The following is a 22,306-nucleotide window of genomic DNA, read 5'->3' as shown; positions in this document are numbered from 1 at the left end:
CCAACAACTTCAGCAGCGACAACGCGATGACGCGCGCGATCTGGCGCTGCTTGTCGGAAAGCCGGCAAAGCTTCTCATCTCGATCGCGCTCTAGCGCCGCAACATTGTCAGGGCTGCGGCGCGTATAGAGAGCCACGTGGGCGGCGAAGACGTCGACTATCTCAGGCGAGATCCGGCGCAGCTGTGCCGGCGCTCGCCGCCGTCTTGACGGTTCGTACACGTTGGGCCTCCGCATCCAGCAGGTTCACCAGGGATAGGGCGATCGCGTGAGCGAGCCTGCGCTGCTTTGCCGGCATGTTCTTGAACGTGCTGTCGACCTCGCGACCCTTCCGAATAATGTCGTCACCTCGTAAGGTCCAAAGCTCGATTTGCTGCAGGAACAGCCGCCCAATGTCGGGGCTCAATTCGCGGCTACCGCCGGATGGAATGGCAATCTCAGAGCGTTTCATCGGTGATCCTCCGATCAATGGCCCCCACCGTGGGCGCCGATGAAATGAAGGTGCGCCTGGCGTCTCATCAAATCTAGACGCGAGGCTAATTTTTGTTTATAGTTCAGTTAGTTATCGCGAAAATGCGTTGCGCTTTTAGCAACGTATTGAGACAACCGAGACAGTTGGCTCTGATTTTCCTTCATTTTGTTATGCGGACGAGTGACGACGCTATCGCGTTCGCGAGGCTGAGTTGCCTGTCGGGCAGCTCGTTCAGTAGCTCGTTGATCTTCTGGCCCAGCGATTCCGAGTCCACGCCGCCGCGCGAATACATCTCAATCTGCATCATGAACAGCCGGCCGACATCGGCGCTCAGATTTAGCGGGCCGCCGCTCGGCAGCGCCACCTTCACAGTCTTCGGTCCCTTGGTCATTGCTCGCTCCCTTGGTTGTTGGGCGCGGCGATTATGGGAGAGCGCGGGCGGTGCGCTAGACTGCAATGCGGATTTTGTTTATCGTCCTATGTGCAACTTATGGCCGCCGTTGCTGCATTAGCAACGCGTTGCGTTTTTTTTGATTCAGCGAGAGATCGACGTATGAGACGCGTAGTTCGAAGCTTGCGCGCTGCCGCGATCACCATCTTCTGGGCCGGACTGACCGCGTGCGGTGACGACGCTCCACCGCACTACTATGTACTGTGTGAATCCAAAGATGCTCAGGGCTGGCAACTCATTGCCACTGATAAGGACGCTAACGGGTACTTGATGGCGTGCACATACCAGTCACCAGATCGCCAGAATGCTCGTACCGATCGGTGCTCTGAGAGTGGGTGCGACTAGGCTCGAGAGAAGATGGCTGCGTTCCGCTTCACGGCGAAGTGGGTTACGTCCGCCGGTTCCGAAGCGGACCGTCTCCCATCACGGCAGATATGCGTACCGACAATCTCTGCGCCAGCTCCTCAGGGCTGGTCCAGTCGATGCAATTGTATTGCCGAACGTCGAAGTGCAGTTTTTCAATGTCATCTTTGCGACATGTCGGAATGACCTGCAGGCCGCGACCACTTGCAAAGCCAGCTTCATAGTAAACGCCGCCACGATGCCCTGTGTAATCCGCTACGATAAACTTCGACCGGCGGATTTGCGCAATGATTTCGTCGCAGATCTTGTTCACGTGTTCCTGCTGGCTCACGCGGAACGGCACATATCCCGCTAACTCAATTCCTTTCTTCAATCCATTGAGCCACGCCGGTTCCATCTCCTCGGAGAACCACATTGCCACAAAGACCTGAGAGCTGTCGGGAGCGGAACCAAGCAGCTTCTCGCCCTGCAACAGCCCTTCTGAAGTGAGCTTGCCGCGCCCGCCGCTGGGATCAATCTTCATCCAGCCGTGCTGCTCGAGGTGGCGCGCCACAGCGTCCACATCTCTATCCTCAATCGTTTGAAGAAAAGCCCCGAGTCTGTCGCCTCTGAGCGCAACCCAATCGAGCCGCGGTTCTCGCTTGGCAAGAGATACAAGCATCTTTTCCAGCTGCTCGGAAAATCGAAATCGAGGGCGTGACAGCGCATAGTCTAGGGTGCCCACATCTAACACTGGCGCCACGGTGCTGCCTTGCGCAGAACTAATCCACTCCGCAACGCGCCCGCGTTCAGCGTTCGTCGCGCCGTCCAGCCGGCTTAAGGCTGAGTCCCGGAGTCGGTAGGTTCCGCAATAGGCACATTGAATGTGATATTCAATGTCGCCAGTTAATGAGAGGGCAGCGCTCGGTGCAGCGCGCTTGCAGACGTAGCAGACATCTGAAGGCATAAGGCCCGTCCCCAATTTCTCGGTCCGGCGGCAGCATACCACAACGCCAGATCGTGCGTTACCTAGGCCGCTACCTAGGCGCGATTCGCACAGGCCAAAACCTGGCCCAAAATGTCAGCTAAGTTATTGATTTGGAAAGTGGCGCACCCAGAAGGACTCGAACCTCCAACCTTCTGATTCGTAGTCAGATGCTCTATCCAATTGAGCTATGGGTGCGTCGGTTCGCGGTGGTTGGGCGCGGCGCTGGCGCGGCGACCAGCCGAGTTGGATGTCTCGGCCCCCGAACGGTGGCGGAAACTAGCCAAAGCCGATGAGCATTGCAAGCTATTTGGCGCGGCCATTTTAAGGATTGCGCCACACGCCCTATACACTTGTTTTCAATAAGGAAACTCCGACTGGAACGCGCTCGGTCCTGGGTTATCCACAGGGCGGGCCAGCGAATCTTTACGCGTGCGACGCCCCGTCTCACCGGTATCGCCACTGATATCATCTGTGGCCCGCCGGCCACCCTGTGGCGACGACGGCACGCCCGGGGGCCTCGAACCCGACTTGGGCTGTTGATTCTTGTCCTGAAAGCTGCGAAGAACTGTTTTTGGGTAATGGGTTGAGCGAAGCCAAAGGGGGTTTGGGACTTTGTTTTCGCTCTCAGATTTTCGGGGTTCGGCAAGCATGAAGAAACACGTCTGGCTCGCGGCCGTGGCCGCCGCACCGCTTATGTTGGGCGGCTGCGAATTCTTCAACAATGCCCTGGCACCGTCGGTTTCCGGCGCGCCGATCGGGGCAGACGTTCACAACACCGCCTCGGTGCCGACGGGTCAGCCGACGGGCACGCTGGTCGGTACCCGGGTCATCGAGATCCGCAGCGACCTCAGCCGCTTGCAGCAGGCGGTGCAGCAGCAGACCCTGAAGCATCAGGAACTGCGCGGCAGCGCCGAGCGCAACGCCGCCGGATACCAGACGACGGTCGGCGCCATCCAAGGCAAGCTGCAGATGGGCACCACGCCGGGCAATCCGATGGTGACTTCGGCCTGGCAGCAGGCGCAGAACCAGCTCGACCAGATCGGCTCGGATCTCGACCAGATGAACCGGCTGCAGAACGACGTTGCCAACAACGCCGCCTTCTCCAGCTACCTGCTCGATTCGATCCGCGCCTCCTACACCGTCTCGGGCGCGGTCGATGAAGACCATCGCCAGCTGCGGGCGCTCGAAGACCAGACCAACCAGACGACGGTTTCGATCGACCGCCTGCTCAACCAGCTGTCGGAAGATGTTTCGCGCCAGACCAACTTCCTCGCCAATGAGCGTTCGAACCTGACCACGCTGGCAGCCGGCGTGAATAACGGCCAGGTCTATGGCACCACGCTTGCCGCGCGTTCCTACGCCCCGCCGGCACAGCCCGCCTTGCCGCCGATGGCCGGCATGAGCACGGGCCGTCCGCTGGTCGTCATCCGCTTCGACCGCGCCAATGTGAATTACGAGCAGGCGCTCTATCAGGCCACCTCCAAGGCGCTGGAACTGCGCCCCAACGCCGCCTTTGATGTCGTGGGCGTCGCCCCGGCCATGGGCCAGCCGGCCCAGGTCGCCCTCAACAGCGATATCGCCCGCACCAATGCCAACAAGGTGTCGCGGTCGCTGCTCAATATGGGCCTGCCGCCCGACCGTGTCGGCATCGCCCAGGTGACCGACCCCAATGCGCAGGTCAACGAAGTCCACGTTTACGTGCGCTGATAAGCCTTTCGTCCTCTGCACATAACCACGAACCGGAAACCGGCGCCCCGAAATGGGCGCCGGTTTTCATTTGTGGCTCGATCCAGAACGGCAGCGGGTGCGTAATACGATGACCCCTCTCGCCAGGAGGTCACAATGCGCCTTGCCGTTCTTGCCCTGGTATTTCTCTGCTTGGCCCCGCTCGCCCGAGCGCAAACGAGCGCTGCCGACGAGGCACAGTTCCAGAAGATCATCAGCCGGCAGATTTCGGCCTTCAAAGCTGACGACGGCACAACCGCCTTCGGCTTCGCGTCACCGGACCTGCAGGCCAAATTCGGCAGTGCCGCCGTGTTCATGGACATGGTCCGGAGCGGCTACGCCCCGGTCTATCGGCCGCGCTCGGTCGAGTTTCGCGCCGTGGTCGAGCATGACACCGGCCCGGAGCAGCAGGTTTTTGTGGTCGGCCCCGATGGCAGAGGCTACATCGCCCACTATATGATGGAGCGGCAGCCCGATGGTTCCTGGCGCATCAGCGGCTGCTATCTGGAACGGGCCCAGGACGAAAGCGTGTGAATGCGCGTGATCCTCTGGTCGCTGGCTGCCCTCATCCTGGTTCCCCTTGCCATCAGCATCGGCCGCGGCATGGCCTATGACGGTTCGTGGCGCGACGCACCGCGCCATGCCTCAGGCCTCGCCCCGGATCCCGCCAAGACGCCAGACGCGATCGTGCAGATCTATTCGGCGCGTGCCTTCAACTGGCGCGGCTATGTGGCAACGCATCCGTGGATCATCGTCAAGCGTGCGAATGCCAAGGCCTATACGCGCTATGAAGTTGTTGGCTGGGGCGGCGGACAATCGCTGAAAGTGAACTATGCGCTGCCGGACGGTTACTGGTTCGGCGCCGAGCCGCGTGTCATGGCGGAGTATCGTGGCGCCGGCACCGATCAACTCATCGACCGTATCGAAGCGGCGGTCGCCAGCTATCCCTTCAAGGACCAGTATCGCAGCTGGCCGGGTCCCAACAGCAACACGTTCCTCGCCCATGTCGCGCGCGAAGTGCCGGAGTTGCGGCTCGACATCCCCGCCAATGCGATCGGCAAGGATTACCGCGCCTGGGATGCGCCGGTCGGCCTGGCGCCCAGTGGCACAGGCGTGCAGGCATCGTTGTTGGGCGTCGCCGGCCTGACGCTGGGCCTTGAGGAAGGGATCGAGGTCAACGTGTTGGGCCTCAATCTGGGTGTCGACTTCCTGCGTCCGGCCTTGCGTGTGCCGGGTCTGGGGCGCATCGGCTTTCCGGAGGAAGTCGCGCGCCAGCCGGCACTCGCCGTCGATTAGAGATCCAGGCCGAGTTCTTTCTTCACCGCCTTGGTGAGTTTCTTCGCGACCAGCCGATAGGCCGTTTCGATATAGGCCTTAAGGTCCTTGTCGCGGAGCGCCTTCACGGCATCGACCTGCACCCACTTGGCCCGCGCGAGATAAGGTGCCGGCACGATGCCCTTCTGCTGGCGCAGCAGATCGTAGGACATGTCGCTGCATTTGAAGCTGAACTTCGCGCCCTCGCCCGGACCCCAGTTATTGGCGACGGCGAAGATCTTGCCGCCGACCTTCCAGACCGAGGCACCGCCCCATTGCACGACATTCGTGGCCATCGGCAGCGCGCGGCAGAACTTGTCGAATTCGGCCCGCGTCATGCCAGCTGACTAGATCTCGGTCCGTGCGCCAAGCTCGATGATGCGCCCGACCGGGATGCGGAAATAATCGGAGGCCGAGATTTCCGTATCGGACAGCAGGATGAACAGCCAGCGGCGCCAGCCCGACATTGCCGATTTCGCCCGCGGCACAATGCGCTCGCGACCGATGAAATAGGAGACGCTCTCCGGATCCAGTTCCAGGCCGTATTTGGCGGCGATCCGCATGGCTGCCGGCAGGTTCGGCTCGTCGGCAAAACCATACCGCACGATGATGCGCCAGAAACCGCGGCCCAATTCCTTGACCTGAACGCGCTCGGCATCGGGCACGAAAGGCCGCGCCTCGGTGATGAGGGTCGTCATCACCACGCGCTCGTGCAGGATGCGGTTGTGGCGCATGTTGTGGAGGAGCGCAAAGGGCACGCGGTCGATCTGCGCGGTGAGGAACAGGCCGGTGCCCGGCACGCGGCTAAGATGCCGCTCCGACAACGCACCGAGAAATTCCTCCTCGGTCAGCGAACCGGCACCATGGCGCTTGGCGAGCAGCCCGCGGCCATCCATCCAGGTCGACAGGATGAAGATGATAATGGCGCCGATAAGCAGCGGGAACCAGCCGCCATCCAGAACTTTGAGCAGGCTGGCGCCGAGCAGCGAGGCTTCGACCAGCAGGATGAAGCCGCACACGATCACCGTCCGCTGCACGCTCCACTTCCACAGTGAGCGGAAGACGAAGAAGGCGATGATGGTGTCGATGATCATCGTGCCGGTGACGGCGATGCCATAGGCATTGGCAAGGCCACTCGACGATTTGAATCCGATCACCAGCAGCAGCACGCAGATCATCAGCAGCCAGTTGATCTGCGGTACATAGATCTGGCCCTGATGATGGGCCGAGGTGTGCGTGATGAGGAGACGCGGGCAGACACCCATGCGCATCGCCTGCCAGGACAGCGAGAAGGCACCAGAGATGACTGCCTGCGAGGCGATGATGGTGGCGGCGGTCGCGAGGCCGATCAGCGGATAGAGGAACCAGTCGGGCGCCAGGAGATAGAAGGGATTGGCGACAGCCTCGGGATGCGCCAGCACCAGGGCACCCTGGCCGAAATAGTTGAGCGTCAGGCACGGCAGCACGAAGACAAACCAGGAAGCCTGGATGGGCTTGCGCCCGAAATGGCCGAGATCGGCATAGAGCGCCTCGGCACCGGTCACCGCCAACAGCACGGCGCCCATGACCGGGAAGGCGATGCCGATGTTGTGGAACAGGAACGAGAGAGCGTAATGCGGCGACAACGCCAGCAGAATCTCGGGGTGGCCGACGATCTGCAGCAAGCCGAGCACACCCAGCGTCGTGAACCAGATCATCATGATCGGGCCGAAAAAGGCGCCGACCGCGCCCGTACCACGGCTCTGAATCGCAAAGAGGCCGATCACAATGATGATGGTGATGGCGACGATCCAGTCCCGGTCAAGATTCGGCTGCGCGATCTTGAGGCCTTCCACCGCCGAGAGAATCGAGATGGCCGGCGTGATCATGCCGTCGCCATAGAACAAGGCGGCACCGACGATGCCGAGCGCCAGGAACTTCTCGCGTCGGCCCGGCTTCGCGGCAGACCGGATGGCAAGACCGATGAGGGCCAGCAGGCCGCCCTGCCCCTGGTTGTCGGCCCGCAGGATCAAGAGGGCATATTTGAAGCTGACGATGATCGTCACGGTCCAGAAGATCAGCGACAGGATCCCGAACACATGGGTGGGATTCGCCATCAACTCGCCGGCGCCATGAAAGGCTTCGCGGAAGGTGTAAAGCGGCGAAGTGCCGATATCGCCAAAAACGACGCCAAGCGCGCCGATCGCCAAGGGGGCGAGCGCACCATGCGGTGCATGTTCGTTAGCCGGCGCCGCAGCCGCGCCCTGGCTATCTGGTGTCTGAGCTGATGTGGTCACGTATGGTCGGTGGCATCTTGCATCCGGCCCCAGCTTGGTTGGCCGCTTTGACCCGCGGCGCCCTTCCGGGCAGCCGGCGCGGAGACAAGATGATTATCCATCCCTTGCTGAACTGGGCCTGTCCTGCCCGTGAAAGCGGCGCATCCTGTCATCGGCCCGCCCCTCGCGCAATAGGGTTTTTGCACTGCAATATTCCCCCTTGACTTCGGGGACGACTCCGCCTTAGAGGCGGCCCGTCGATCCGGGAATTGCCGCCCCGGACGGCTTGGGCTAATGCATGAGAACGATCAGCCGGTCAATGCGTTCCGGCGCGCCAACCCAGGGGTGAGAGATAGATGTCCGATCCGCAAAAGACCTTTCCCGTTTCCTGGGAGGAACTGCACCGGAATGCCAAGGCGCTGGCTTGGCGCCTCATCGAGCAGGGGCCGTTCAACGGCATCGTCGCGGTGACGCGCGGCGGCCTGGTGCCGGCAGCCATCATTGCCCGCGAGCTCGACGTGCGCCTCATCGACACGGTCTGCATGCAGAGCTATTCCGACGATCACGCGCAAGGCCAGATCAAGGTGCTGAAGGAAGTGCCCGGCGATGGCGAAGGCTGGCTCATCATCGACGATCTGGTCGATACCGGCCGTACCGCGCGAGTCGTGCGCGATATGCTGCCCAAGGCGCACTTTGCCACGATCTACGCCAAGCCCTCGGGCCGACCCCTGGTCGACACCTTCGTCACCGAAGTGTCGCAGGATACCTGGATCTATTTCCCCTGGGACATCGAACTGCAATTCGCGCAGCCGATCGCCAAGCAGAAGCGCGGCTAAGCCACCGGCCAGTTGTCGATGAGACGCGTGCGGCCGATATGGGCCGCGGCGAATAGGCGGCTGCCGCTTTGCGCGCGCTCGATCGGCGCAAGAGTCGTTTCATCACATAGCGCTACGTAGTCCACGCGCGCGAAGCCGCCCTGAAGCAGCTTGGCCGTGGCCTCAGCCAGAATGGGCGCCGCGTCGGCAGCCGAGGCCAGCTGCTTGGCAGTCTCGGCCAGGATCCGCGGCAGCAACGCTGCTTGTGCGCGCTCGGCTGGCGACAAATAGCGATTGCGCGACGACATGGCGAGGCCGTCTGCTTCGCGCACGGTCGGCACGCCGACAATTTCCACAGGCATGTCGAGATCGCGCGCCAAACGCCGGATCACCTGCAATTGCTGGAAGTCCTTCTCGCCGAAATAGGCGCGGTCCGGCAGGCTCTGCAGCAGCAGTTTCGAGACGATGGTAGCAACGCCACCGAAATGGCCGGGCCGCGCCACGCCGTCGAGATGCGCGGTGATGCCGCCGACTGTCACCGATGTCGTGAAACCGGCCGGGTACATTTCCGTCACATCGGGTGCGAAGAGCAGATCGCACCCGACATCCGTGAGCTTTGCGGCATCGCTGGCTTCGTCGCGCGGATAAGCCGAGAGATCCTCATTCGGCCCGAACTGGGTTGGATTGACGAAAAGCGTTGCGATCGCATGGCTGTTCTCTGCCTTGGCGCGACGCACCAGCGTCAGATGCCCCTCATGCAAGGCGCCCATGGTCGGCACCAGGCCGATCGTGCCGCCTGTGCGGCGGATATCAGCGATGCGGGCGCGCAGATCGGCGACGCGGCGGGCGATGGGCAGCATGGTCATGGATGATGTTTTAGAGCCGCCGGTTCAGCCGTGCTTCTTGATGGCGCCGAAGATGTTCTCGGGGCCGGGGAAGGAACGCGCGCGCACGTCCTTTGCATAACGCTCCGCCGCCTCTTCGATCTCGTTGCCAAGCTCGGCATAGCGCTTCACGAAGCGCGGCTTGAAGGCACTGAAGAGGCCAAGGATATCTTCCGCCACCAGGACCTGCCCGTCGCAGGCAGCCGAAGCGCCGATGCCGATCACCGGAACGGTAACACGCGCGGTGACGACCTGCGCGATCTGCTCCATCACGCCTTCGAGCACGACAGAGAAAGCACCGGCTTCGGCAACGGCCACCGCGTCGGCAACGATGGTGGCGGCTTCCTGGTCACCGCGGCCGCGGGCGCGGAAACCGCCCAGCGTGTTCACCGATTGCGGCGTGAGGCCGACATGGCCCATCACCGGCACGCCGCGCTTGGCGAGGAACGCCACCGTATCGGCCATCTCACGACCGCCTTCGAGCTTCACCGCCTGGCAGCCCGTCTCCTTCATGATGCGGGCGGCCGAGCGAAAAGCCTGTTCAGGGCTTTCCTGATAGCTGCCAAAAGGCATGTCGACGACGACCATCGATGTCTTCGAGCCACGCACGACAGCGGCGCCATGCTGGATCATCATCTCCAGCGTCACCGGCAAGGTCGTCTCAAAGCCATAGAGAACCATGCCGAGCGAATCGCCCACCATGAGCAAATCGACATGGGAATCGAGGCGCTGCGCCATCGGCATTGTGTAGGCGGTCAGGCAGACGAGCGGCTCTTTGCCTTTGCGGGCGGCGAATTCCGGCACCGACAGGCGCTTCAGGACCGCACCTTCATTGCTGCCGCTGGCATGGACGCTCATTTTTCGCCTCCCTCGTGCCGGGCGACGTTGTGGCCCGTCAGCCCCGTCGCCAGTTCGCATTACGCTGTTTTAGGCGCGACATTCTGTCCGATACTGCTGCACCGCACAACCGCTATCGGGGCATGGGTCAAACGCTTGGCGCGTATAGGGTCTCCGCCGGCGCATAGCTGCTAACCCCTGGTTCGGCCGCCCCAATACTGGGTCATCAGGAAATAGGTAAAGGAGGCACTCCAGGCAATGAGGACGAGGCCGGCCAGCGCCTCGATTCCGGCCAGCAGGCGCATGCCCGGGGTCAGCATCTCGGCATCGCCAAAACCCAGCGAAGTATATGATTCAGCTGAGAAATTCAGATAATCCACAAAGGTACGTCGGTGTTCGTCGGCAAAGCCCAGCTCGAGATCGGTGTAATGCACCAGCCAATAGGCCGCGGCGAATCCCCAAATCTCGATCGTATGCGCCGCCATGCAGGAGATGACGCCGACCATCACATGCGCGCGACGCGACACGATCTCCATGCGCGGCATCAGGTAGCTGGCAACCAGCCGCAGAACTTCATAATGGATGCCGATGGCCAGGAGGACCAATCCGGATCCGAACAAGATAGTTACCAGGAACATCCGAGCCGCTTCCGCTTCGCCAGTAAACGCGTTAAACCCTCATATCTAAGGAGCAGAACTTAGCAAAGCGTTGAGAACGCTTAGCCCCGGCAAATCTGGCTCCACTTGCGACCATTTGCCACCGAGCTTGAATGTACAAAGACAACAGCCTCATACCCTCCGAAGCGATCCGCCTCGCCGCCCTTGGCCTGCTGTGGCAGCGCGAGCGCAGCTATGCCGATCTCGCGCGCGAGATCCGGCACTTTGTGGGGCGCATCGCCGGCCCCTCCCTGGAGCTGCTGGGGCCTTCTCTCGAGCTCTTCAAGATCGAAGGCCTCATTGAGGCAATCGACCCCACGCCGCCGGCAGAATCGCAGATGATGCGGCTCACGGCTGACGGACGCACGGAACTCCGCCGGCTGATGACGACCCGCCTCCGCGGCCCCATGGGCGAGGTCAACAAGCTGATCATCGCCTTTAAGGTCCATTTTCTGGGCAGTCTTTCCGCTGAGGACCAGCGCGGGCAGCTCGATCTGATGATCGAAGCTTGCGACAAGGAGCTCGGGCGGCTGCGTGATTTGCGCGCCTATGAGCCGGTCGCGACCGACGGCGGCCACCTGCCCTCCTGGCTGGACCTCGAAATCGCGGAAATCGGCGCCAGACGGGCCTGGTTCGAGGGCTTGAAGGCCGGAATCGACGGCTGACAGGCGTTTTTCCTCATTTTTTAAGGTCAAAAAGCGCCAGGGCGGTTGCGCGAGGCAGGTCTGCTGCTTACCTATGGCCTTTATGCCGCCGCTAGTCACTCGCTTCGCGCCAAGCCCCACCGGATATCTTCATCTCGGCCACGCTTTCTCGGCGCTGGACGGCTGGACCAGGGCGCGAGCGGTGGGGGGAAGGTTTTTGTTGCGCATCGAGGACATCGACCAGACGCGCTGCCGACCGGAATTCGAGGCGGCGTTGCTTGAGGATCTCTCCTGGCTCGGCCTTGATTGGGACGGCGAGGTGCGGCGGCAATCCGACCATTTTGCCGATTACCAGGCGGCCCTCGACAAGCTTCAGACCCTGGGCGTCATCTATCCCTGCTTTTGCAGCCGCAAGGATATCGCGGCCGCGACGAGCGCCCCGCAGGGGCCGGACGGGCCGGTCTATCCCGGCACTTGTCGTCACCTCGACCCAGCGCTCATCGCCGAGAAACAGGCGGCCGGCCTGCCCTTTGTCCTGCGCCTCGATGTTGCCAAGGCGCGCGTCCTTTCCGGCAACCTCGCTTTCACCGACGAGCATGCCGGCAGGATTTCCGCACAGCCGGAAGTGCTGGGCGATGTTGTGCTGGCCCGGCGCGATACGCCCTGCTCCTACCATCTTTGCGTCACGCTCGACGACGCGCTGCAAGGTGTGACGCTGGTGACGCGCGCCGAAGACCTGCTGCCGTCCACCCATGTCCATCGGCTGCTGCAAGCCCTGCTGGCGCTTCCGGTTCCGGCCTATGCGCATCATCGCCTGCTCGCCGATGCGGCCGGGCAGCGCCTGGCCAAACGTGCCGGCGCGCCCAGCCTGCGCTCCATGCGTGACAGTGGAACGAGCGCTGCCGAGGTGCGGACCATGATCGGTTACGCCGATCCGATTTTTCGTGCTTAGTTTTCACCCCAGATTTTCACCCAAGCAAAGCAGTATGTGAATGTTCGACACGCAATACCTTATCAGCCTGCTGACCGGCCCCGAAATGATCGCCTTCGGTCAGGTCATTCTCATCGACCTAGTGCTTGCCGGCGACAACGCGATCGTCGTCGGCATGGCCGCAGCCGGCCTGCCCTCGCACCAGCGCACCAAGGTTATCCTGATCGGTATCGCCGCTGCGACGGTCATGCGCATCTGTTTCGCGCTGGGCACGACATACCTGCTGTCCATCATCGGCCTGACACTGGCCGGCGGCATCCTGCTGCTGTGGGTGTGCTGGAAGTTCTGGCGTGAGCTTGAGCATCAGCGCCGCGAGAACCGCAAGGCAAAGCTCCGTGCCGGTGAAAAGATGAGTGCCGCCGAAAGAGCCGATCTGGAAGAAGGTCAAGGTGCCCTGCCCGGCTCGGCGCCGGCCAAGACCATGCGCCAGGCCATCGTGCAGATCGTCATCGCCGACGTATCGATGTCCCTCGACAACGTCCTGGCCGTTGCCGGCGCCGCCCATGAGCACCCCAACGTCCTGGTATTCGGCCTCATTCTGTCGGTCGCGTTGATGGGCCTCGCCGCCTCGGTCATCGCCAAGCTGCTGAAGCGCTATCACTGGATCGCCTATATCGGTCTTGCCGTGATCTTCTACGTGGCCGCCGAAATGATCTGGCGCGGCTGGGCGGAAGTGGCCCCCATGGTCAATGGCGGCTAAGCACGAACCGTATCCCTGAAATGCTCAATGCCCGGCCACACGGCCGGGCATTTTCTTTTTGAGGAGGTCAGGGCCGGCGCGACAGTCCCATCGCCAGTTGGACGTAATCCGGGCGTTCAGGTGTCAGATAGCCGTGGCGAATGAGGAAGTCGATGATGACCAGGCCGACATTGAATTTGAAATCATTCGTCTCGGCTAACAGGCGCTCGACCTCGGACAATGGCAGCAGCCGGAAGTCGGCGATCTCGCCATCATGGTTCTTCGGCACGAAATCGGCCGGCAATTCCAGATCATAGGTGAAGAGCGTGTCGTCGCGCAGGCAGCCGTCAAGCTCCATGCGATAGCTCAAGGCACCGCAAGGCCGGGCGCGGCGCGCCAGTTCCTTGGGAATCGACGCTTCCTCGGCAGCTTCCTTGATGAGGTTGTCGAAGGGCTTGACACCTGACGGCAATCCACCGGCCACCAGATGATCGAGCTTGCCCGGCTCGATCGGCCGATCGGCCGCGCGCCTGCCGACCCACAGCCAGATCTCGCCATCGCGCTTCACATAGCCGTTGAGATGCACGCCATAGGCCTTGACGCCGAACAGCGGCACGCCGGCGCGTTCGAGATCGAACAGCGGCTCGGCGCCATATTGCGCGGCAACGGTGAAAAGCTCGTCACGCCAGCCGCGAATGAAACCCTCCTGGCGCAACTCGCGCATAACTGAATCGATTGCCGCCGAGCGGTAGTCGAACGTATCGAGATGCTCGGCAACCCGCACGTCGGACGCGCCGACGCGAAAGACGCTGGGAAAGCGGCGCAATTCCTGCGCCATGTCGCGCCGCATATGGCCGATCTGCGCCGCACCGACGCCGAACGGCAGATAGCGGGAGATGTCGTGGCGGTGGCAGGCCTCGATGCGATCGAGCAGGCTCATGCCACAGGCTCCATGGCGAAAGGAATCGGTCGCCGCAGACCAGCGATGAGGGGCAGGTAATCCCGTTCCTCCGGCCCGACGAAACCGTGGCGGATCAGGAAATCTATGAGGACGAGTGCGATATCGTACATGAAATCATCAGCCGAGCGCAGGCGATGGATCAGTTCGGAGACCGGCACGAGTTCGAAGCCGGCGACTTCGCCATCCTGGTTCTGCGGCGTGAAGCTCTCCGGCAATTCGAGGTCGAAGTTGAACTGCTGGCCGACACGCAGGCCCTCGCCAGCTTCGATCAGCAGGGTGACGATGCCGACGGGCAGCGCCCGCTCGGCAATGGCGGCGGGGATGCCCGCCTCCTCCTGGCATTCCTTCAGCAGGTTCTCGGCCGGTGTCAGGCCCAAGGGCTGGCCACCACCGACCACGAGATCCAGCATGTTGGGATCGACCGATTTGGTCGGCGCGCGACGCGCAACCCAGATCTTCATTTCCCAGCCGCGGCCGACGAAGCCATTGAGATTGACGCCATAGGCGGCGACACCGAAAAGCGGTGCCGCGGCACGCTCCATCACCAGCAGGGGCGTCTCGCCGAATGACTGGTTGACTGGATAGAGCTCGCTGCGCCAACCCGGGATCCGCCCTTGAGCACGCAGGTCCTCAAGGACGGAAGCCATCGCGGTACTGCGCTGCGCGGCGTCCGCCAAGGCGGGCTGCATCTTCAGATCGGCACCGGCCATTTGAAAGACATCGGCGCGGCCAGCGAGTTCTTTTGCCAGAACAGGCTTCACCCAACCGACATGGCGTCCTGCAACCACGAACCGGCAATAGCGCTGGAGATCCGGCGGCGCGTAACGCCGATATTGCCGCAGCAGACTCATGGCTTGGTCAATTCACTCGCGCCCAATCAATCAGGCGCCGAAGGAAGGCATCGCCCGCCGCCAGCTGTTCCTTGTCGATGAACTCGTCCGGCTGATGCGCCTGGGCGATGTGACCCGGGCCGCAAACGATGGCCGACATGCCGGCCTGCTGGAACTGCCCGGCTTCGGTGGCGTAAGGAAGGCTCACCGTGTCGTTGGCGCCGGTCAGATGCTTCAGCAGCGCCTCGGCCGCAGATTCGTGCTCTTCCACCAGGGGTGGCGCCGAAACGCGTGGCGTGATGACGATATCGGCCAGCGGCTGCGATTGGCGCAACTCGCCGAGGCGCTTTTCGATGAAGGCCCTGAGCGGCACCAGGATCTGGTCCGGATGACCACCAGGAATGGCACGGAAGTCCCACAAGAAGCGGCATTCGCGGGCAATGATATTGACCGCCGTGCCGCCATCGACATTGCCGATGTTGAACGAGCAATGCGGCGGATCGAAGCTGCGATCGAATGGCCCATTCTCCTGGATGCCGCGATAGATGCGCGCCATTTCGCCCATCACTTCTGCGGCGAGGAGAATGGCATTGAGGCCACGTTCCGGTTGGCTGGAATGACCGTCCTTGCCGGTGACATGCGTCTCGAAGGAATAGACACCCTTGTGACGCACGCCGAGCTTCATGCCGGTTGGCTCGCCGATGATCGCAATGCGCGGCTGCGGCAGTTTCTCGCCGATCGCCTTGAGGAGATGGGGGGCGCCAAGACAACCCAACTCTTCGTCGTATGAGAAGGCAAAGTGAAGCGGCGTCTGCAACGGCTTGGCCGCCATGTCCGGCACCAGCGCGAGGCACAGCGCAATGAAACCCTTCATGTCGCTGGTGCCCCGCCCGATGAAACGCTTGTCGGTCTCGATCAGCTTGAACGGGTCGCTGGTCCAAGGCTGGCCCTCGACCGGCACCACATCGGTATGTCCGGAAAGGACGATACCGCCATCCTTCTTCGGACCGATGGTCGCCCAGAGATTGGCCTTTGGCTGCCCATCCGGCGCCGGCACGATTTCGACCGTTGCACCATGCTGCTTCAGGTAGTCGCCGATCCAATGGATCAGCGACAGGTTCGAGCGCGCCGAAACCGTGTCGAAGCCGATCAGCCGATCGAGAATGCCGACAAACGCGTCGTTCATGCTGCCACCAAGCTCATGAACTGGAGCCGATCGTCGCCGATGGCAGGCCGATGAAGGCCAGGAATTCGCGCCGGGTCGACGGGTCGTTGCGGAAGGCACCCAGCATGCGGCTGGTCACCATGGAGGTGCCGGCCTTGTGCACGCCACGCGTCGTCATGCATTGGTGGCTGGCATCGATGACCACGGCCACACCGCGCGGCTGCAGTTCCTCGTTCAACGTGTTGGCCACCTGCGCCGTCAGCTTTTCCTGGATCTGCAGGCGCTTGGCATAACATTCGAGAAGACGCGCCAGCTTGGAAATGCCGACGACGCGCTTCCTGGGCAGATAGGCGATATGGGCACGGCCGATGATCGGCGCCATGTGATGCTCGCAATGACTCTCAAAACGAATGTCCTTGAGGACGATCATTTCGTCATAGCCATCGGTTTCGGAAAAAGTGCGCGACAGGATCTCAGTCGGGTTCTGCTCGTAGCCGCGGAAGAATTCGCGATAGGATTTGGCAACACGGCGCGGCGTATCGATCAGGCCTTCGCGCGTCGGGTCGTCGCCGGCCCAGCGGATCAGCGTGCGCACCGCTTCTTCGGCTTCTGCCTGACTCGGCAAGCCGGTTGCTGGTGTTTTGGATTTTGTCAGGGCCTTGGACACGGCCGTTGTCCTTTCAAGGAATGGCGTTCATGGGGGCGCGAGAAGATCAGTTCAGGCGCTTTGGCTGATACGGGCTGTCGAGCGAAAAGGCCGGGATGTCGATATCAAACATCTCGCCCGTCTCGCTCTCCATCTCATACGTGCCAACCATGATTCCGGATGGGGTCTTCAGCGGCGTGCCGCTGGTATATTCGTAGGCCTCGCCGGGATGCAGCACGGGCTGCTCGCCGACGACACCGGCACCGCGCACTTCCTGAATGCGGCCAAGGGAGTCCGTAATGCGCCAATAGCGGTTGCGCAGCTGAACTGTCAACTCGCCCTTGTTCTCGATGCGCACATGGTATTTCCAGACGAAATGGGCCTCGTCCGGCGAGGATTGATCATCGAGGTAGGTCGGTTCGACGCTGACCGAGATGCTGCGGGTGGTCTGCTGATACATGAGGTAAGCCTTGCTGCTGCCGCTTGGGCGGCTTGCCGGCAGTTTAGATCGGAAGCACCAGCGAATCCAACAGCGCCAAGACCCTGGAATGACTGGGCTTATATGGCGGCAACCCGGTTGAAGCGTCGACAGGACAGAAACAGTCGCCGCCAGACGAAATCAACGGAGCGGGCGTGTCGGCAAAAGAAAACGGCGCCGGGTTGCCCCGGCGCCGTTCCGCAAACGAGCGGTCTAGGTCTCGATTACTGAACGATGATCTCGGCGCGGCGGTTAGCCTGCTCCTTGACACCATCAGCGGTCGGGACCGCGTTCTCCGACTCACCCTTCCAGGCGGTCGTGATCGCTTCTGCCGGGACGCCAGCCGCGATCAGTGCTTCACGCACTGCGTCGGAGCGACGCTCGGAGAGCTTCTCGTTGTAGGCATCCGAGCCAGAGCGGTCGGTGTGACCGGTGACCGAGATGGCCGTCGACTTGTTGGCCGCGAAGTCCGCAACCACCTGGTTCACGACGGCCTGGGCCGCGTCATTGATGTTCGACTTGTCGAAGTCGAACAGCACCAGGTAGACATTCGGCGCGGGGGCCGGAGCTTCGGCAGCAGCCGGAGCCGCTTCGAGTTCAGCGAGAGCCGCGAGGAGTTCATCCTTGCAGGCGCTGATATGGTCGTACTGGAAGTTCTCTTCCTGCTGCTCGAGCCAGCAATCGAAACGGGCCTGAGCGCGGGCAGCGAGTTCCGCCTTGTTGTCGCGAGCGCCGCCGTCGAGGGCTGCCAGCAGGCGGCCACGAACGTCGGTGATTTCGCCGAGCGAATCAGCGGGCAGGTCACGGTTGGCCGGATCTTCCGGCTGAACAACTTCGCCACCGGCAGCAGCAAGGCCGCGGCGGGCGTAGTAGCCGGCATCACGCCAGTCGAACATCTCGTCGGCTTCGAATACGGCCAGATCGCGATATTCCTTGGTCAGTGCCTGGGTGAACGGCGTGCCGCCGCTCGCTTCAGTCGTACGGATGCGGTCGAGATCGGTCGAGCAGGCCGCCAGAAATCCAACTGCCCCCAAAACCGCCAGAAGTCGCAATGCTTTCATTTTTGTCTCCTCGCTCTTGTTCAGCGCCGTCCCCAGGTTCCGATGCGTCGCCCACAGACGCTTCGCAACATCCCCGACTTCGGCTTATGCCTTATAACTCGGCTGAGTTCGAAAACCGGTCAAATGTGGTGATATCCCCCGGCGAAGCCAGCCGAATGCTGACATCTGGGGCACTATAGGTAAACGGCCCAGCGATGTCAAAAGCCCGAAGATCGGTTTTGGTTCCCCCAAACGCTCAATTTTTCTTGATTCTGTGCCCTTTTCCGAGCCGCCCGCTGGGCAGCTTTTGCCGCCTCGCCGAGTCCCCCTCAGAGGGCGATCACCTGGCCGGCGGCCGCCTCGGCGTCGGCCGGATCATGGCTGACCAGCAGCACGGGAAGGTTGCGGCGAGCCGCCCGCTCGAAGACCAAGGCGCGGAAACGGCCCCGCAGGGCGATGTCGAGCTTGGCAAAGGGCTCGTCCAGCAACAGGGCACAGGGTTCCGCCAGCAACGTGCGCATCAGCGCCGCGCGGGCCCGTTCGCCGCCAGACAGGCTGGCCGGATTGCGCGCCCCGAGACCGGTCAGTTCCGCCTCGGCCAGCCCGGCGGCGACCCGCTGCTCCCGTTCCAACCGCGACAGGCCCGCCGGCAGGCCAAACGCCAAGTTCTCGGCGACGGACAGATGCGGAAACAGGAGGTCGTCTTGGAACAATATTCCTAGATGGCGCTGCTGAATCGGCAGTTGCGTGATCTCGACGTCGCCGAGCCACACTTCGCCCGTCGCGCCAAACACCGGCGCCAAGGCGCCGATCATGAAATTGAGCAGGGTCGACTTGCCGCTGCCCGATGGTCCCATCAGGACGACGGGCCGGCCGGCCGCGATCGTACAATCGATCGGGCCAAGCAGCGCCACGCCGTCCTTGAACAGGGTAACGCTGCGCAAGGCCAATGGACCTTTCATGCCTACCGCCAACGTCGCCCCCGTGCCGAAACTGACGCAATCGCAAAGAAGAGGCCAGCCGTCAGCGTCTGGACCAGCCCGAAAACGGCCATGACCCGCCGGTCGCCACCGGCGCTCTGTGCCACGGCCTCTGTCGCCAGGGTGGCAATGCGCCCCTCGCCACCCTGCAGCGTCGGCAAATAAAGCGACAGCGAGACGGTGCCACCGATGGCGCAAGCCCAGGATATCGCCCCCCGCAGCATCGGCAGTTTGATGCGCCAGAACACGGACCAGCCGCAGCGACCGAGCGCGAGGCCCACTGTTTCGTATCGCCGATCGAAAGCCCGCCAAGGCTCCTTCAGGGTCAGGAAGACATAGGGAAAGACAAAGAGGACATGCATCCACAACACCGCCAGCCAGGTGCCGTTGAAACCGGCCAGCAGGAGCAGAACCTGAAGGCCGAACAGGAAGCAGATTTCCGGAACGAGGAGCGGCAGGAACAGCCACCGCTCGGCCGAGCGGACGATGTCGAGGCGCAAAAGTCGTTCGTGCTGCAGGCAGGCGACCGCCAGAACGATCGCCAGAAACGTCGTCGACAGCGCCAAGCCCAAGCTGTCCAGAAGGGGAACATAGAGGACGCCAAGGCCGCGACGCCACGCCCCCAGGTCAAGTGACGGCGGCAGCAAGGCCGGATAGCGCCAATCATGCGCCAAGGACCACAGCATCAACCCGCCGATGGCAAGGACGACCAGCGTCACGCCAAGACCGGCGGCAAGGTTGCGCAGCCACCGGCCGAGCAGCACCCAAGGCGAAGAGAGACGTCGATCGCCGGCGCTGAGCCAAGGGCGCAGCCCCAGCGCCACGACCCGTTCGCCGAGGCACCAGGCCAGCACGGCGCCGATGACCAGCGCCAGTTGCACCAGTCCGGCCGCCGCAGCGACGAAACGCTGGTTGAGATCCGGATCGTTGGCCCATGTCAGGATGAGGACCGGCAGGGTCGCCGGCGTGGTCGGCCCCAGGATCAACGACATATCGACGACGGAGAGGCTGTAGGCGAGGACCGCGAGTATGGGAAAGCGCACCAAGGGATAGAGTTGCGGCAGAATGAGTTTTACCCAAGCCATGGTGTCGTCATAGCCGAGCGCCCGCGCGACGAGGATTTGCCGCTCCGGCCGCAGCTGGCGCAGGCCGGTCAACATTGCGAAAAAGAGAAAGGGCGTTTCCTTGAGGAACAGAGCCAGGGCAAGTGTCAGGCCGGATTCGCTCGACAAGAACTGCCAATCCGGCGGCAGCGGCCAGGCCCCGATCATTGTCTGCAAGGCGCGCATCAGCCAACCGGAAGGCGCCACCACAAAGACCAACCCCACGGCGATGGCGACATGCGGCACGCCCAGGACACCCAGCGCCAGTCGCTGCGACCAGCCGGCGGGTGCAGTGCCTTCCGGACAGACGGCGACGGCCAAAGCAAAAGCCATGGCAACGGCTGCCAATGTCCCCAGCGTGCCGGCAAGCACCGTCACGAGGCAGGATGAGACGAGGCGCGCGTCGGCAAGGAGAATCCGGAACGGCTCCAGCGACAGCGCATGGCCGCCCAGCGCGGGCAGAAATCCGAAGCCGGTCGCCAGAAGAAAGACCAGGCCGATAAGGGTCGACCCCACCAGCAGGATGAGGGCGATGGCCGGCGGCAACCGACCGGCGAGAAGATGGAGGTGATGCGCTCTCACGCGGCCTCAATGACCATAGAGTTGCGTCCAGCGCGCCTCGATCGCCACCATCCAGCTGGGATGGAGTTCCGGCAGCACCGGCCCCAGCTCCCGGGGCGACAGCGTGGCGATGCCCCGCGGCAGCTGGGCAAAAGCGGCGCGCGCCTCGGGCGGCAGCAGAGCCATGTCCAGCACGGTCGGATCGCCCCAGACATTGGGATCCTCCTTTCGCAACTGCGCTTCGGGCGACAGCAGGAAATCGGCCACCACCAATGCGCCCGCCTTGGCATTGGCGTTGAACGGCACGGCGACGAAATGCGTGTTGCCGATCATGCCGCCGTCGAAGACAAAGCTGCGCACCGTTTCCGGCAGCAGGCCTTGGGCGATGGCGGAGGATGCATCGCCCGGATTGAAGGCCATGGAGATGTCGATTTCGCCGTCGTTCAACAATTGGCGCAAAGCCGTCGTCGAGGTCGGATAGCTTTTCCCACCACGCCACAGATGCGGCGCCAAGGCAGCAAGATAGTCCCAGAGCGGCGTAGTTGCCGTGTCGAACAGCGCTGGGTCCAACAGTCTGTCGAAGGGCCGGCGATCTGGCGCCAACGACAGCAGGAACTGTTTCAAGACCGTCGAACCGACAAAATCAGGCGGCGCCGGAAAGGTGAATCGGCCAGGATTGGCTGTGGCGAATTCGAGCAAGGCCGCCGGCGATCGCGGCGGCTGTGTCAGCCGCGCGCTGTCGTAAAAAAAGACCAGCTGCGCCATGCCCCAGGGTGATTCATACCCATCCGTTGGCACGGTAAAGTCGGAAAGAACGGTGGGCTTTGTCTTGGGGTCGACGAATTTCATATTGGGCAGCAGTTGGATCATCGGCCCAAAAAGCAGCCCCTGCTTCTTCATGGCGGCGAAGTTCTCGCCGTTGATCCAGATGAGATCGACCCCGCCGCCATCCGTCTCGCCGGCGATCTTGCCGGCAAGGACACGCGACACAGCCTCGGCCGTGTCGGTGAGCTTCACGTGATGCAACGTGACGCCAAAGCGAGTCGAGACCGCCCCCGCCACCCAGGAAATGAAGTCGTTGATCCGCTGGTCACCACCCCAGGCGTTGAAATAGACGACCTGCCCACGTGCCGCGGCCAGTGCTGATTCATAGTCCCGGGGCGGGGCATCGGCGCGGGCTGCCAGGGGGAGGACGGCCGTCCCGAAACCCGCCGCCAAACCTGCCACCACCACATCCCGCCGTGTCCAGTGCCGCGTCATCTGTCCCCGCCCAATTATTGGCGCCCAGTTGTTGGCGCCCAATGCTTGCCCTGTCAGTCTATACGCCGGGACCGCGGAAATGTTGCAGCTTTCGGCGCCTTGAACCCGGCCGCGTGATCCCCTATAAATCGGGCCGAGCCGGCCGATGGCCCGCGCGGGTGTAGCTCAATGGTAGAGCAGAAGCTTCCCAAGCTTACGACGGGGGTTCGATTCCCCTCACCCGCTCCAACT

At 62.6% G+C, this 22,306-nt stretch carries 24 protein-coding genes and 2 tRNA genes; 8 read left to right on the top strand and 18 right to left on the bottom strand.

Features of this window, described 5'->3' with window-relative positions; translation table 11 throughout:
• Nucleotides 1-161: 161 nt before the first annotated feature.
• The 4 genes from SMD31_RS12820 to SMD31_RS12805 form a co-directional block, all read right to left on the bottom strand.
• Nucleotides 162-449: a hypothetical protein gene (locus SMD31_RS12820; protein ID WP_320501292.1), complete on the bottom strand. Its 288-nt coding sequence runs from the start codon at nucleotides 447-449 to the stop codon at nucleotides 162-164.
• Nucleotides 450-630: 181 nt separating this feature from the next.
• Nucleotides 631-861, bottom strand: a complete 231-nt coding sequence (locus SMD31_RS12815; RefSeq protein ID WP_320501291.1) for a hypothetical protein — start codon at nucleotides 859-861, stop codon at nucleotides 631-633.
• A 448-nt stretch (nucleotides 862-1,309) separates the two neighbouring features.
• Nucleotides 1,310-2,230, bottom strand: a complete 921-nt coding sequence (locus tag SMD31_RS12810; protein ID WP_320501290.1) for a hypothetical protein — start codon at nucleotides 2,228-2,230, stop codon at nucleotides 1,310-1,312.
• A 139-nt stretch (nucleotides 2,231-2,369) separates the two neighbouring features.
• Nucleotides 2,370-2,446, bottom strand: a tRNA-Arg gene (locus SMD31_RS12805).
• 453 nt (nucleotides 2,447-2,899) lie between these two features.
• Here SMD31_RS12805 and SMD31_RS12800 point away from each other — a divergent pair.
• The 3 genes from SMD31_RS12800 to SMD31_RS12790 all read left to right on the top strand — a co-directional run bounded on the left by SMD31_RS12800 (nucleotide 2,900) and on the right by SMD31_RS12790 (nucleotide 5,272).
• On the top strand, nucleotides 2,900-3,958 hold the full coding sequence (locus SMD31_RS12800) for a hypothetical protein (RefSeq protein WP_320501289.1): 1,059 nt from the start codon (nucleotides 2,900-2,902) through the stop codon (nucleotides 3,956-3,958).
• Between the two features lie 135 nt (nucleotides 3,959-4,093).
• Nucleotides 4,094-4,510 (top strand): DUF4864 domain-containing protein, encoded by a 417-nt coding sequence (locus tag SMD31_RS12795; protein ID WP_320501288.1) that lies wholly within the window; start codon nucleotides 4,094-4,096, stop codon nucleotides 4,508-4,510.
• A complete protein-coding gene (locus SMD31_RS12790) occupies nucleotides 4,511-5,272 on the top strand; it encodes a DUF3750 domain-containing protein (protein ID WP_320501287.1) in 762 nt (253 codons plus the stop codon).
• Here the strand turns inward: SMD31_RS12790 and SMD31_RS12785 are convergent.
• Both SMD31_RS12785 and SMD31_RS12780 read right to left on the bottom strand, forming a co-directional pair.
• The gene (locus SMD31_RS12785) at nucleotides 5,269-5,628 is read right to left on the bottom strand and encodes an MmcQ/YjbR family DNA-binding protein (protein ID WP_320501286.1); all 360 of its coding nucleotides are present in this window, start codon (nucleotides 5,626-5,628) and stop codon (nucleotides 5,269-5,271) included. The two genes, SMD31_RS12790 and SMD31_RS12785, sit on opposite strands and share 4 nt — an antisense overlap.
• Before the next feature lie 9 nt (nucleotides 5,629-5,637).
• The gene (locus SMD31_RS12780) at nucleotides 5,638-7,566 is read right to left on the bottom strand and encodes a potassium transporter Kup (protein WP_320501285.1); all 1,929 of its coding nucleotides are present in this window, start codon (nucleotides 7,564-7,566) and stop codon (nucleotides 5,638-5,640) included.
• A gap of 335 nt (nucleotides 7,567-7,901) precedes the next feature.
• On the opposite strand from SMD31_RS12780, the gene gpt reads away from it, so the two are divergent.
• On the top strand, nucleotides 7,902-8,381 hold the full coding sequence (gene gpt, locus SMD31_RS12775) for a xanthine phosphoribosyltransferase (protein ID WP_320501284.1): 480 nt from the start codon (nucleotides 7,902-7,904) through the stop codon (nucleotides 8,379-8,381).
• Here gpt and panC read toward each other — a convergent pair.
• The 3 genes from panC to SMD31_RS12760 form a co-directional block, all read right to left on the bottom strand.
• Nucleotides 8,378-9,226: a pantoate--beta-alanine ligase gene (gene panC / locus SMD31_RS12770; protein WP_320501283.1), complete on the bottom strand. Its 849-nt coding sequence runs from the start codon at nucleotides 9,224-9,226 to the stop codon at nucleotides 8,378-8,380. The genes gpt and panC overlap by 4 nt on opposite strands.
• A 24-nt stretch (nucleotides 9,227-9,250) precedes the next feature.
• Nucleotides 9,251-10,102: a 3-methyl-2-oxobutanoate hydroxymethyltransferase gene (gene panB / locus SMD31_RS12765; protein WP_320501282.1), complete on the bottom strand. Its 852-nt coding sequence runs from the start codon at nucleotides 10,100-10,102 to the stop codon at nucleotides 9,251-9,253.
• Nucleotides 10,103-10,272: 170 nt separating this feature from the next.
• On the bottom strand, nucleotides 10,273-10,719 hold the full coding sequence (locus SMD31_RS12760) for an ion channel (RefSeq protein WP_320501281.1): 447 nt from the start codon (nucleotides 10,717-10,719) through the stop codon (nucleotides 10,273-10,275).
• A 131-nt stretch (nucleotides 10,720-10,850) separates the two neighbouring features.
• On the opposite strand from SMD31_RS12760, the gene SMD31_RS12755 reads away from it, so the two are divergent.
• From SMD31_RS12755 to SMD31_RS12745, 3 genes are all read left to right on the top strand, one after another.
• On the top strand, nucleotides 10,851-11,402 hold the full coding sequence (locus SMD31_RS12755; RefSeq protein WP_320501280.1) for a hypothetical protein: 552 nt from the start codon (nucleotides 10,851-10,853) through the stop codon (nucleotides 11,400-11,402).
• A gap of 82 nt (nucleotides 11,403-11,484) precedes the next feature.
• Nucleotides 11,485-12,333: a tRNA glutamyl-Q(34) synthetase GluQRS gene (gene gluQRS, locus SMD31_RS12750; protein ID WP_320501279.1), complete on the top strand. Its 849-nt coding sequence runs from the start codon at nucleotides 11,485-11,487 to the stop codon at nucleotides 12,331-12,333.
• 40 nt (nucleotides 12,334-12,373) lie between these two features.
• On the top strand, nucleotides 12,374-13,072 hold the full coding sequence (locus SMD31_RS12745) for a TerC family protein (protein WP_320501278.1): 699 nt from the start codon (nucleotides 12,374-12,376) through the stop codon (nucleotides 13,070-13,072).
• A gap of 67 nt (nucleotides 13,073-13,139) precedes the next feature.
• Here the strand turns inward: SMD31_RS12745 and SMD31_RS12740 are convergent, their stop codons facing one another.
• The 9 genes from SMD31_RS12740 to SMD31_RS12700 all read right to left on the bottom strand — a co-directional run bounded on the left by SMD31_RS12740 (nucleotide 13,140) and on the right by SMD31_RS12700 (nucleotide 22,042).
• On the bottom strand, nucleotides 13,140-13,991 hold the full coding sequence (locus SMD31_RS12740; protein WP_320501277.1) for a DUF4743 domain-containing protein: 852 nt from the start codon (nucleotides 13,989-13,991) through the stop codon (nucleotides 13,140-13,142).
• Nucleotides 13,988-14,863, bottom strand: coding sequence for a DUF4743 domain-containing protein (locus SMD31_RS12735; protein WP_320501276.1), 876 nt, complete (start codon nucleotides 14,861-14,863; stop codon nucleotides 13,988-13,990). The genes SMD31_RS12740 and SMD31_RS12735 overlap by 4 nt, the downstream gene beginning before the upstream one ends.
• Nucleotides 14,864-14,870: 7 nt before the next feature.
• On the bottom strand, nucleotides 14,871-16,028 hold the full coding sequence (argE, locus tag SMD31_RS12730) for an acetylornithine deacetylase (protein WP_320501275.1): 1,158 nt from the start codon (nucleotides 16,026-16,028) through the stop codon (nucleotides 14,871-14,873).
• A 13-nt stretch (nucleotides 16,029-16,041) separates the two neighbouring features.
• Nucleotides 16,042-16,632 (bottom strand): GTP cyclohydrolase I FolE, encoded by a 591-nt coding sequence (gene folE / locus SMD31_RS12725; RefSeq protein ID WP_320501274.1) that lies wholly within the window; start codon nucleotides 16,630-16,632, stop codon nucleotides 16,042-16,044.
• Nucleotides 16,633-16,720: 88 nt separating this feature from the next.
• A complete protein-coding gene (apaG, locus tag SMD31_RS12720; RefSeq protein ID WP_320501273.1) occupies nucleotides 16,721-17,113 on the bottom strand; it encodes a Co2+/Mg2+ efflux protein ApaG in 393 nt (130 codons plus the stop codon).
• Between the two features lie 242 nt (nucleotides 17,114-17,355).
• Nucleotides 17,356-18,192, bottom strand: a complete 837-nt coding sequence (locus SMD31_RS12715; RefSeq protein WP_320501272.1) for an OmpA family protein — start codon at nucleotides 18,190-18,192, stop codon at nucleotides 17,356-17,358.
• A gap of 308 nt (nucleotides 18,193-18,500) precedes the next feature.
• Nucleotides 18,501-19,133: an ATP-binding cassette domain-containing protein gene (locus SMD31_RS12710; protein WP_320501271.1), complete on the bottom strand. Its 633-nt coding sequence runs from the start codon at nucleotides 19,131-19,133 to the stop codon at nucleotides 18,501-18,503.
• Between the two features lie 2 nt (nucleotides 19,134-19,135).
• Nucleotides 19,136-20,836, bottom strand: a complete 1,701-nt coding sequence (locus SMD31_RS12705; protein ID WP_320501270.1) for an ABC transporter permease — start codon at nucleotides 20,834-20,836, stop codon at nucleotides 19,136-19,138.
• 6 nt (nucleotides 20,837-20,842) lie between these two features.
• Nucleotides 20,843-22,042, bottom strand: a complete 1,200-nt coding sequence (locus tag SMD31_RS12700) for an ABC transporter substrate-binding protein (protein WP_320501269.1) — start codon at nucleotides 22,040-22,042, stop codon at nucleotides 20,843-20,845.
• A gap of 187 nt (nucleotides 22,043-22,229) precedes the next feature.
• Here SMD31_RS12700 and SMD31_RS12695 point away from each other — a divergent pair.
• Nucleotides 22,230-22,303 (top strand) — tRNA-Gly (locus SMD31_RS12695).
• Nucleotides 22,304-22,306: the final 3 nt, after the last annotated feature.

This window comes from Dongia rigui (genome assembly GCF_034044635.1).
GTDB lineage: Bacteria > Pseudomonadota > Alphaproteobacteria > Dongiales > Dongiaceae > Dongia > Dongia rigui.
The sequence above is the reverse complement of the archived record's forward strand: the minus strand, read 5'-3'. Positions and strand labels throughout refer to the sequence as shown.

Excerpts from the sequence above, each read along its gene's own strand:
- SMD31_RS12740 (WP_320501277.1), bottom strand. The coding sequence starts at position 13,991 with ATGAGCCTGCTCGATCGCATCGAGGCCTGCCACCGCCACGACATCTCC.
- SMD31_RS12790 (WP_320501287.1), top strand. The coding sequence starts at position 4,511 with ATGCGCGTGATCCTCTGGTCGCTGGCTGCCCTCATCCTGGTTCCCCTT.
- gluQRS (WP_320501279.1), top strand. The coding sequence starts at position 11,485 with ATGCCGCCGCTAGTCACTCGCTTCGCGCCAAGCCCCACCGGATATCTT.
- argE (WP_320501275.1), bottom strand. The coding sequence starts at position 16,028 with ATGAACGACGCGTTTGTCGGCATTCTCGATCGGCTGATCGGCTTCGAC.
- panB (WP_320501282.1), bottom strand. The coding sequence starts at position 10,102 with ATGAGCGTCCATGCCAGCGGCAGCAATGAAGGTGCGGTCCTGAAGCGC.
- gpt (WP_320501284.1), top strand. The coding sequence starts at position 7,902 with ATGTCCGATCCGCAAAAGACCTTTCCCGTTTCCTGGGAGGAACTGCAC.
- SMD31_RS12785 (WP_320501286.1), bottom strand. The coding sequence starts at position 5,628 with ATGACGCGGGCCGAATTCGACAAGTTCTGCCGCGCGCTGCCGATGGCC.
- SMD31_RS12745 (WP_320501278.1), top strand. The coding sequence starts at position 12,374 with ATGTTCGACACGCAATACCTTATCAGCCTGCTGACCGGCCCCGAAATG.
- SMD31_RS12735 (WP_320501276.1), bottom strand. The coding sequence starts at position 14,863 with ATGAGTCTGCTGCGGCAATATCGGCGTTACGCGCCGCCGGATCTCCAG.
- apaG (WP_320501273.1), bottom strand. The coding sequence starts at position 17,113 with ATGTATCAGCAGACCACCCGCAGCATCTCGGTCAGCGTCGAACCGACC.
- SMD31_RS12810 (WP_320501290.1), bottom strand. The coding sequence starts at position 2,230 with ATGCCTTCAGATGTCTGCTACGTCTGCAAGCGCGCTGCACCGAGCGCT.
- SMD31_RS12820 (WP_320501292.1), bottom strand. The coding sequence starts at position 449 with ATGAAACGCTCTGAGATTGCCATTCCATCCGGCGGTAGCCGCGAATTG.
- SMD31_RS12755 (WP_320501280.1), top strand. The coding sequence starts at position 10,851 with ATGTACAAAGACAACAGCCTCATACCCTCCGAAGCGATCCGCCTCGCC.
- SMD31_RS12710 (WP_320501271.1), bottom strand. The coding sequence starts at position 19,133 with ATGAAAGGTCCATTGGCCTTGCGCAGCGTTACCCTGTTCAAGGACGGC.
- panC (WP_320501283.1), bottom strand. The coding sequence starts at position 9,226 with ATGACCATGCTGCCCATCGCCCGCCGCGTCGCCGATCTGCGCGCCCGC.
- SMD31_RS12800 (WP_320501289.1), top strand. The coding sequence starts at position 2,900 with ATGAAGAAACACGTCTGGCTCGCGGCCGTGGCCGCCGCACCGCTTATG.
- SMD31_RS12795 (WP_320501288.1), top strand. The coding sequence starts at position 4,094 with ATGCGCCTTGCCGTTCTTGCCCTGGTATTTCTCTGCTTGGCCCCGCTC.
- SMD31_RS12760 (WP_320501281.1), bottom strand. The coding sequence starts at position 10,719 with ATGTTCCTGGTAACTATCTTGTTCGGATCCGGATTGGTCCTCCTGGCC.
- SMD31_RS12715 (WP_320501272.1), bottom strand. The coding sequence starts at position 18,192 with ATGAAAGCATTGCGACTTCTGGCGGTTTTGGGGGCAGTTGGATTTCTG.
- SMD31_RS12815 (WP_320501291.1), bottom strand. The coding sequence starts at position 861 with ATGACCAAGGGACCGAAGACTGTGAAGGTGGCGCTGCCGAGCGGCGGC.